A 7,639-nucleotide genomic window follows, 5' to 3' on the forward strand; every position below is an offset into this window, starting at 1 on the left:
GGCTGGTTAGAATGCTGGCCTGTCACGCCGGAGGTCGCGGGTTCGAGTCCCGTCCGCTCCGCCAACTCTAAGAGCCCTCGACGCAAGTCGGGGGCTTTTTCTTTGTGTCGTTTTCATCTTTTGATGCACGCGATCGTGTCGATTGCCGGGGCAGGGTGGCGCCAGGCCCCACCGGCACTGCTTTTGGTCCACGCCGCGAAGCGGGTTACACTGCCGGGCTCGCCAATCAAGCCTTGTGATTCCTCACCATGCTGCAGAAACTCCGCGACAAGACCTCAGGCTGGATCGTCACCGTGATCCTGGGGCTGCTGATGATTCCGTTCCTGTTCGTCATCGACAACAGCTACCTCGGTGGCGTCGGCGCACAGAACGTAGCCAAGGTTTCGGCACCGCCGACCTGGTGGCGCTCGGCACCGTCCTGGTGGCCGGTGCGCATGATGTGGCAGCACCATGAGATCAGCGCACAGGACTTCCGCACCCGTTTCGAACAGGAACGCATGCGCGAACGCCAGCAGCAGGGCGAGAACTTCGACCCGCGCGCGTTCGAAAGCACCGAGAACAAGCTGGCCGTACTCGACCAGTTGATCGACGAGCAGGTCGTGCGCCTGGTCGGTGAGCAGGCCGGTGTCGTGATTGGCGACGGCGCTGTGCGCGAATACATCACCACCATCCCGGGCTTCCTGGGCGCCGACGGCAAGTTCAGCGAGAGCAATTACCGCCTGGCCCTGGCCGGTGGCAATCCGCCGCGCACTCCGACCCAGTTCCAGGAACTGGTGCGTGAGAGCCTGCAGCAGTCGGTGATCCCGTCGGGCCTGCAGAATTCCGGCTTTGTCACCCAGGCTGAGACCGAGCGTCTGTTGAAGCTGCTGGGCGAGACCCGCGATGTGGAACTGGCCGCGCTGCCGGAAGTTCCGGCTGATACCGCGCCGGTGACCGATGCGCAGATCAAGCAGTGGTACGACAGCCATGGCAAGGATTTCCGCCAGGCCGAGTCGGTATCGCTGGAATATGTCGAGCTCAATGGTGCCAACCTGCCGGCGCCGACCGCGGCCGACGAGGCAACCCTGCGCAAGCGCTACGACGACGAGAAGGCCAAGTTCACCACGCCGGAACAGCGTCAGGCGGCGCACATCCTGATCACCGGCGATGGTGCTGAAGCCAAGGCCGCCAAGCTGGCTGTCGAAGCAAAGGCGGCAGGTGCAGATTTTGCCGCGCTGGCCAAGGCGAACTCGGAAGATCCCGGTTCCAAGGCGCAGGGCGGTGACCTGGGCTGGGTGGAACGTGGCGCGATGGTCAAGCCGTTTGAAGACGCGCTGTTTGGCGCCAAGGCGGGTGAGGTGATCGGCCCGGTCAAGACCGACTTCGGCTACCACATCATCAAGGTCGCTGCGGTTCGTGGCGGCGAGGGCAAGTCGTTTGAAGAAGTACGCGACACCTTGGCTGCCGAGCAGCTGAAGGCCGACGGCGAGCGCGGCTTCAACGATCTGGCAGGCCGCCTGGTCGATGCCATCAACAAAAGCCCGAGCGACCTGGCTGCAGCCGCCAAGGATGYCGGCCTGTCGATGCAGACGCTGGGCCCGATCACGCGCACGACCGCTACCGGCATTGCCGCTGATCCGGCCGTGCTGCGTGCCGCCTTCTCCGACGTCCTAGTGCAGGACGGTACCGCCAGCGATCCGATCGCCCTGGGCGGCAGCAGCAACCACAGCGTGGTGATCCGCGTTGCCGCGCATACCCCGGAGCAGGCGCTGCCGCTGGACAAGGCGCGTGAGCAGGTGATCGCCGCGATCCGTGCCGACCGTCAGCGCCAGGCCGGTGACAAGGCCGCCGATGCCCTGTTGGCCAAGCTGAAGGCGGGCGCCACCCTGCAGTCGCTGGCTGCCAGCGAGAAGCTGCAGCTGAGCCCGATGCCGGGCCTGCCGCGTAGCCAGCCGGTGCCGACCCCGGAGATCAACCGTGCGATCTTCAGCGCCCCGCTGCCTGCCGAAGGCAAGCCGAGCTACGGCAAGATCGACGTCAACGGCCATGCACTGGTCTTCGCGGTGAACAAGGTCAATCCGGGTGACATCAAGGAAGTGACCGCCGAGCAGCAGAAGCAGCTGAAGGACCAGCTGAGCCAGATCGACGGCATGGCTGCTGCCAAGGCCTACATCGACGCGATGCGCAAGCGCTTCCTGGTGCAGACCACCGAAGCGAACCTGTAAGCCTTCTGGTGAGCAGGAACGAAAAGGCCCGGCATTGCCGGGCCTTTTTTGTTGTCGCAACCCTGATCGATCCGTGACCTGCGCGATGAGCGCCGACCAAGGTCGGCCGCTACCAGAAGCGAAGCGACCTGCTCCTGCTCTTCATCTTCCAATCCGTGGGTGCCACCGGAAACCATCAGGGGACGGGCGGGGTGGGCGCGAGGGGGTGTCCGCGGCATGGATGCCGCGGCCAAGCCCCCAAGGATGGGTTCACGGCGTCCCCCGTGGGTCCACCTCGCTCGTCCCAACTCATGAATGCTGCTGCCGCCACCCGCGAGGGGCTTCGCCGTTGGCCGGAAACCGCGCGTCAGCGCCGCGCCGACCTCAATCCTCGACGCGCAATACCGCGCCTGGCTTCAGCACGCTGCTGCCGCTCAAGCCGTTCAGCGACAGCAGTGCCTTTACCGGCATGCCGTAGCGACGGGCGATGGTCCACGCCGATTCGCCGTTGCGCACGGTGTGGCGACGGTTGCGCGGGCGATCAGCAGCCGATGCGACCACCTTTGCCACCTGCGGGCTCGGCGCGGCGCTGGCGGTGCTGGCCACTGCGGTGGCAACGGCCGTGCTGGCGATGTCGGCAACGTCCGCGTTGGACGCCGAAACCGGGGCCAGTACGCGGGCCGTGCCCGACGGGCGGTTGCCGGCGGCCAGTGCCGGATTCAGGCGGGCGATCTTCGCCGGGTCCAGCGCGCGCTGAGCGGCCCACTGCTGGACGCTGGTGCCCGCCGGCAGGGTGTGGTCCTTCAGCACCGGCACGGTGCGGTCCAGCGAGGCCATCACGCCAGGCTGATCTTCCACGTCTTCCAGCACGCAGGCCAGGGCATGCAGCTTCTCGACGTAGGCATGGGTGACCGGCGACAGCCCGGGCAGGCCGGCCGGCTTGGCGTTCTGCGCATTCATGCCGGCCTTGCGCATGGACTGCAGCACGCGGTATTCACCGGCGTTGTAGGCCATCGTGGCCAGGCGCCAGTCACCGCCGAACATGCCATGCAGGGTCTTCAGGTAGCGCACGGCGGCCTGGGTGGACTCCACTGCCGACAGTCGGCCGTCGTAGTTGTTGCTCATCGGTACGCGATGGTTGCGTGCCGTGGTGGCGATGAACTGCCACAGGCCGGTCGGGCCGCTGCCGTTGCGGGCATTGGGCCGGTAGCCACTTTCGACGAAGGGAATCAGGGCGAATTCGGTGGGCAGGTTGGCTTTGCGCAGCTCTTCGACCACATAGCCGAACAGCACCAGCGCGTCGTCATCCTGGTTGGCCAACCGCGAAGGCGCATGGGCGAACTGCTTCTGCCAGCGTGGGCTGGTGGCTTCGGCGTCACAGGTGGGTTCTGCAAGGCCGTCGCGGAAGCTGGAGAAGATCTCCTGGCCGTTACGTACCGATGCGGCCGGCAGCGTTGACGGATCCAGCGGCAGGGCGGAGGCGGCGGTCAGGTTCTGGCTGATGCCGGCGCCCAGCGATTGTGCGCCGGCAGTTCCGGCCAACCCCAGGACGAGACCCAGGGCCAGCGGCAGACTTCGGCGACTCATGCGCGGAAGCCGTCTTTCCAGTGCCGGAGACCGGCCATGACGTCGACGTCGTCCACGACTTCGCGCCCCAGGTGCGCCGACACGGCCGCGCGGATGGGCGCCGTGTGGGTACGCAGGAACGGATTGCAGGCAATTTCATCGGCCAGGGATACTGGCAGGGTGGAACGGTCATCGCGGCGCATGGCCAAAGCCTCCTCTTGGCGCTGCAACAAGGCAGCGTTGGCGGGGTCGACATGCCGCGCGAAGACGGCATTTGACACGGTGTACTCGTGAGCGCAACACAGCAGCAGTTGCGCGGGCAGGGCACCCAGCTTGCGCATCGATGCCAGCAACTGGGACGGCGTACCTTCGAACAGGCGTCCACAGCCCAGGCTGAACAACGAATCTCCGCTGAAAAGCTGTTCAGCGGTGTGAAACGCGATGTGGCTGCGGGTGTGCCCGGGGACGGATAGTACGTGGAACATCCGGCCCAGTGCCTGAACACGTTCACCTTCACCGACCCGCTCGGTGGCCATCGGGATGCGCTCGTCGACCGGTGCGACCACGCGCACGCCGGGGAAACGCGCCTGCAGCGCCGGTACACCGCCGATGTGATCGTCGTGGTGATGGGTGAGCAGGATGGTGTCCACGCGCACGCCTTGGGCAGCCAGCGCCAGTACCGGCGCAGCGTCGCCGGGATCGACGACCACGGCAGCTCCGTCGTCGGCGATCAGCATCCAAATGTAATTGTCCGCAAATGCGGGCAGGGCAGTCAGTCGCATAGAATTGGACCATGCCCGCGCTGCAGAGCACCCGTCAAGCGAGCCAGGCCCCGTGGTTCGACAGCGAACCGGCGGAGGCCTTGCGCGTGCTCGAACGACAACTGCTGTTGCCGCAGCTGTCGCTGCTGCCGACCCGGCCCTGGTTGTGGATCGCGCCCAGTGCCGCTTGGCTGGCTGATGCGCAGCTGGGCGGTCGGGGCCTGCGCCTGCATCGCGAGGGGACTGGGTACGCTGGCGATACCCGCTGTGCACTGCCGTTGCCGCTGCCCAACGAGAGCGTCAACGCCATCGTGCTGCAGCATGTGACCGTCGGTGATGCCGACCATCTGCTGGACGAATGCGAGCGCGTGTTGATGCCCGGTGGCCATCTATGGCTGACCAGCCTCAATCCGTTCAGCCCGTTCCGCACCCGCTGGCGCCAGCACGGGCTGGTGGTGCGCACGCCGCAGCGGATCCGCCAGCTGCTTGGGCGCCATGGGCTGGAATGCGAGGACATGCGTTACCTGGGGCCGATGTGGCAGGGTGCCGGCAGCCGCCGTCGCGGCGGCTGGGCCCCCCTGCGCGCGGCCTGCCTGTTCCACGCCGAAAAACGCACGCTGGCCCTGCCCGGGCCGACCCCGTTGCCCGTGCGCTGGCACGGCACCGTTGCTACCTGATCTGGAGTTGTATTGAAAACCATCGAAATCCACACCGACGGTTCCTGCCTCGGCAATCCCGGCCCCGGTGGCTGGGCCGCGCTGCTGCGCTACAAGGGGCATGAGCGCGAACTGAGCGGTGGTGAAGCCCATACCACCAACAATCGGATGGAGCTGATGGCGGCCATTTCCGGCCTGGAGTCGCTGACCGAACCCTGCGAGATCGTCCTCTACACCGATTCGCAGTACGTACGGCAGGGTCTGACCCAGTGGCTGCCGGGCTGGATCCGCAAGAACTGGAAGACCGCTGGCGGTGACCCGGTGAAGAACCGTGAACTGTGGGAGCGCCTGCAGGCCGCCACGCTGCGGCACCAGATCGACTGGCGCTGGGTGAAAGGCCATTCCGGCGACCCGGACAATGAACGTGTGGATACCCTGGCCCGCAACGCCGCGATCCAGATCCGCGACGGCAGCCCGGTAAACTGAGCCCATGCGTCAGATCATCCTTGATACCGAAACCACCGGCCTGGAGTGGAAGAAGGGCAACCGCGTCGTCGAAATCGGCTGCGTCGAGCTGTTCAAGCGCCGCCCGACCGGCAATACCTATCACCAGTACCTGAAGCCGGACTGCGAGTTCGAACAGGGCGCGCAGGAAGTCACCGGCCTGACCCTGGAATTCCTCGCCGACAAGCCGGAGTTCGCGCAGGTCGTGGAGGAGTTCCTGGCCTTCATCGATGGCGCCGAGCTGATCATCCACAACGCGGCGTTCGATCTGGGCTTCCTCGACAACGAGCTGTCCCTGCTCGGCGAGCAGTACGGCAAGATCACCGATCGCTGCACGGTGATCGATACCCTGGCGCTGGCACGCGAACGTTTCCCGGGCCAACGCAACTCGCTCGATGCCCTGTGCAAGCGGCTGGGTGTGGACAACTCGCACCGCGCCCTGCATGGCGGTCTGCTGGATGCGCAGATCCTGGGGGATGTGTACATCGCACTGACCTCGGGTCAGGAGGAGATCGGCTTCGGGCTGGGCGATGACGATGCCGGCGGTGCTGCGGCGTTGCAGGCGTTCGATGCGTCCAAGCTGCTGCCGCGGCCGCGCGTGGTGGCCACGCCGTCGGAGCAGGAAGCGCATGCGGCGCGTCTGGAACGGCTGCGCAAGAAGGCCGGCCACGCATTGTGGGACGGCCCTAAGGTGGAAGAGGCCGCGAGCGCGTAGGCGCAGCAATGGGGTGCGAAATGCAGCCACGCATGGCGTGGCTCTACTGTAGATCCACGCCATGCGTGGATGGCGTGGATCAGTGGCAGCGCACCAGGATCACGGTGATGTTGTCCGATGACGCGCCAGCGCAATCGCGCTGTCGCCCCACAATTTGCGCTGCAAATCGTGGGCCCCGTCTCACCAGCACCCATACCCCGCCGCTTCGCGGCCGCCCCCTGACTCAGGGGGCTTGCCTCCAGCCGGCTTCAGTGGCAGCGCACCAGGATCACGGTGATGTTGTCCGAGCCGCCGCCGTCGAGGGCGGTGGCGACCAGGCTGTCCACGCATTCCTGGGCGCTGGCATCGTCGAAGGCGAGGGTGCGGGCGATGCCGCGATCATCCACTTCCTCGGTCAGGCCATCACTGCACAGCAGCAACTGCATGCCCGGCCGCAGTTCGCCGCTGGTGGTTGCCACGTTCAGGTGTGCCGGGTCGGTGACGCCCAGTGCCTGGGTGACCACGTTGCGGTGGGGATGGGCGCGCGCCTGCTCGGCCGTCAGGTTGCCCTGCGCAACCAGTTCCTGCACCACGCTGTGGTCCTGGCTGAGCTGGGCAAGCTGGCCATCGCGCCACAGATAGGCGCGGCTGTCGCCGACCCAGGCCACTTCGTAACGGTTGCCCTGCACCCGTGCAGCGACCACGGTGGTGCCCATCGGCAGGCTGTCGTTGCGCCGGCGCGAGGCGCGGATGATCTCTTCGTCGGCGGTGCGGATCGCCTGCGCCAACGGCGCGCCACGGCGGATCTCACGCACGATGGTCTCGCGCGCCAGTGCGCTGGCCACTTCGCCGCAGGCGTGCCCGCCCATGCCGTCGGCTACCAGCCACAGGGCCAGCTCGCCGTCACCGTAATAGGTGTCCTCGTTGAGCTCGCGGCGCAGGCCGGGGTGGGTGAGATGTCCGAATTCGATCATGGTGGGTGCTGGGCGAGGGGGTAATGCCGGGGAGAACGGCATCATCACGGCCAAGCGGACATCCGGCAAGCCATGCAGTCAGGAAAATTTCACTTCATTGGGCGCAATGACTTGTCGTCAGCCGCGCTTCCTCGTATGATGCGCGTCCCCGGTTCGCCGGGGAACATCTGGAGAGGTGGCAGAGCGGTTGAATGTACCTGACTCGAAATCAGGCAGGCGTTTATAGCGCCTCGGGGGTTCGAATCCCCCCCTCTCCGCCAGATTAAAAAAGAAGGGCTGCCGAAAGGCAGCCCTTCTTTTT

The 7,639-nt window shown here is 66.2% G+C and carries 7 protein-coding genes and 1 tRNA gene; 5 read left to right on the forward strand and 3 right to left on the reverse strand.

Annotated features, from left to right (window positions below):
* The first annotated feature begins 248 nt into the window (after positions 1-248).
* Entirely contained in the window at positions 249-2,204 is a 1,956-nt protein-coding gene (locus tag AB4Y84_RS08330; protein ID WP_442249981.1) for a peptidyl-prolyl cis-trans isomerase, read from the forward strand.
* Positions 2,205-2,567: 363 nt separating this feature from the next.
* Here AB4Y84_RS08330 and AB4Y84_RS08335 read toward each other — a convergent pair whose 3' ends face one another.
* Both AB4Y84_RS08335 and gloB read right to left on the reverse strand, forming a co-directional pair.
* Positions 2,568-3,770 carry a lytic transglycosylase domain-containing protein gene (locus AB4Y84_RS08335; RefSeq protein WP_032977383.1) on the reverse strand — a complete coding sequence of 401 codons (1,203 nt, stop codon included), beginning with the start codon at positions 3,768-3,770 and terminating at the stop codon, positions 2,568-2,570.
* A complete protein-coding gene (gloB, locus tag AB4Y84_RS08340; protein WP_033830463.1) occupies positions 3,767-4,531 on the reverse strand; it encodes a hydroxyacylglutathione hydrolase in 765 nt (254 codons plus the stop codon). Before gloB ends, AB4Y84_RS08335 begins: the two co-directional genes overlap by 4 nt.
* A gap of 11 nt (positions 4,532-4,542) precedes the next feature.
* On the opposite strand from gloB, the gene AB4Y84_RS08345 reads away from it, so the two are divergent.
* Genes AB4Y84_RS08345 through dnaQ form a run of 3 tightly spaced genes read left to right on the forward strand, consistent with a single transcriptional unit; the run spans position 4,543 to position 6,385 of the window.
* On the forward strand, positions 4,543-5,187 hold the full coding sequence (locus AB4Y84_RS08345; RefSeq protein WP_312109355.1) for a hypothetical protein: 645 nt from the start codon (positions 4,543-4,545) through the stop codon (positions 5,185-5,187).
* Between the two features lie 12 nt (positions 5,188-5,199).
* Positions 5,200-5,652 (forward strand): ribonuclease HI, encoded by a 453-nt coding sequence (gene rnhA / locus AB4Y84_RS08350; RefSeq protein ID WP_025878155.1) that lies wholly within the window; start codon positions 5,200-5,202, stop codon positions 5,650-5,652.
* Between the two features lie 4 nt (positions 5,653-5,656).
* Complete coding sequence (gene dnaQ / locus AB4Y84_RS08355) at positions 5,657-6,385, forward strand: DNA polymerase III subunit epsilon (RefSeq protein ID WP_025878156.1); 729 nt, start codon at positions 5,657-5,659, stop codon at positions 6,383-6,385.
* 248 nt (positions 6,386-6,633) lie between these two features.
* On the opposite strand, the gene AB4Y84_RS08360 is transcribed toward dnaQ, so the two are convergent.
* Entirely contained in the window at positions 6,634-7,338 is a 705-nt protein-coding gene (locus AB4Y84_RS08360; protein WP_099819184.1) for a PP2C family protein-serine/threonine phosphatase, read from the reverse strand.
* 169 nt (positions 7,339-7,507) lie between these two features.
* Between AB4Y84_RS08360 and AB4Y84_RS08365 the strand changes: the two genes are divergently transcribed.
* Positions 7,508-7,598, forward strand: a tRNA-Ser gene (locus tag AB4Y84_RS08365).
* Positions 7,599-7,639 lie beyond the last annotated feature (41 nt).

Source organism: Stenotrophomonas sp. 2YAF22 (assembly GCF_052114665.1).
Taxonomy (GTDB): Bacteria; Pseudomonadota; Gammaproteobacteria; order Xanthomonadales; family Xanthomonadaceae; genus Stenotrophomonas; species Stenotrophomonas indicatrix.

Coding starts and splice junctions, on each gene's coding strand:
- AB4Y84_RS08335 (WP_032977383.1), bottom strand. CDS start 3,770: ATGAGTCGCCGAAGTCTGCCGCTGGCCCTGGGTCTCGTCCTGGGGTTG.
- gloB (WP_033830463.1), bottom strand. CDS start 4,531: ATGCGACTGACTGCCCTGCCCGCATTTGCGGACAATTACATTTGGATG.
- AB4Y84_RS08345 (WP_312109355.1), top strand. CDS start 4,543: ATGCCCGCGCTGCAGAGCACCCGTCAAGCGAGCCAGGCCCCGTGGTTC.
- dnaQ (WP_025878156.1), top strand. CDS start 5,657: ATGCGTCAGATCATCCTTGATACCGAAACCACCGGCCTGGAGTGGAAG.
- AB4Y84_RS08360 (WP_099819184.1), bottom strand. CDS start 7,338: ATGATCGAATTCGGACATCTCACCCACCCCGGCCTGCGCCGCGAGCTC.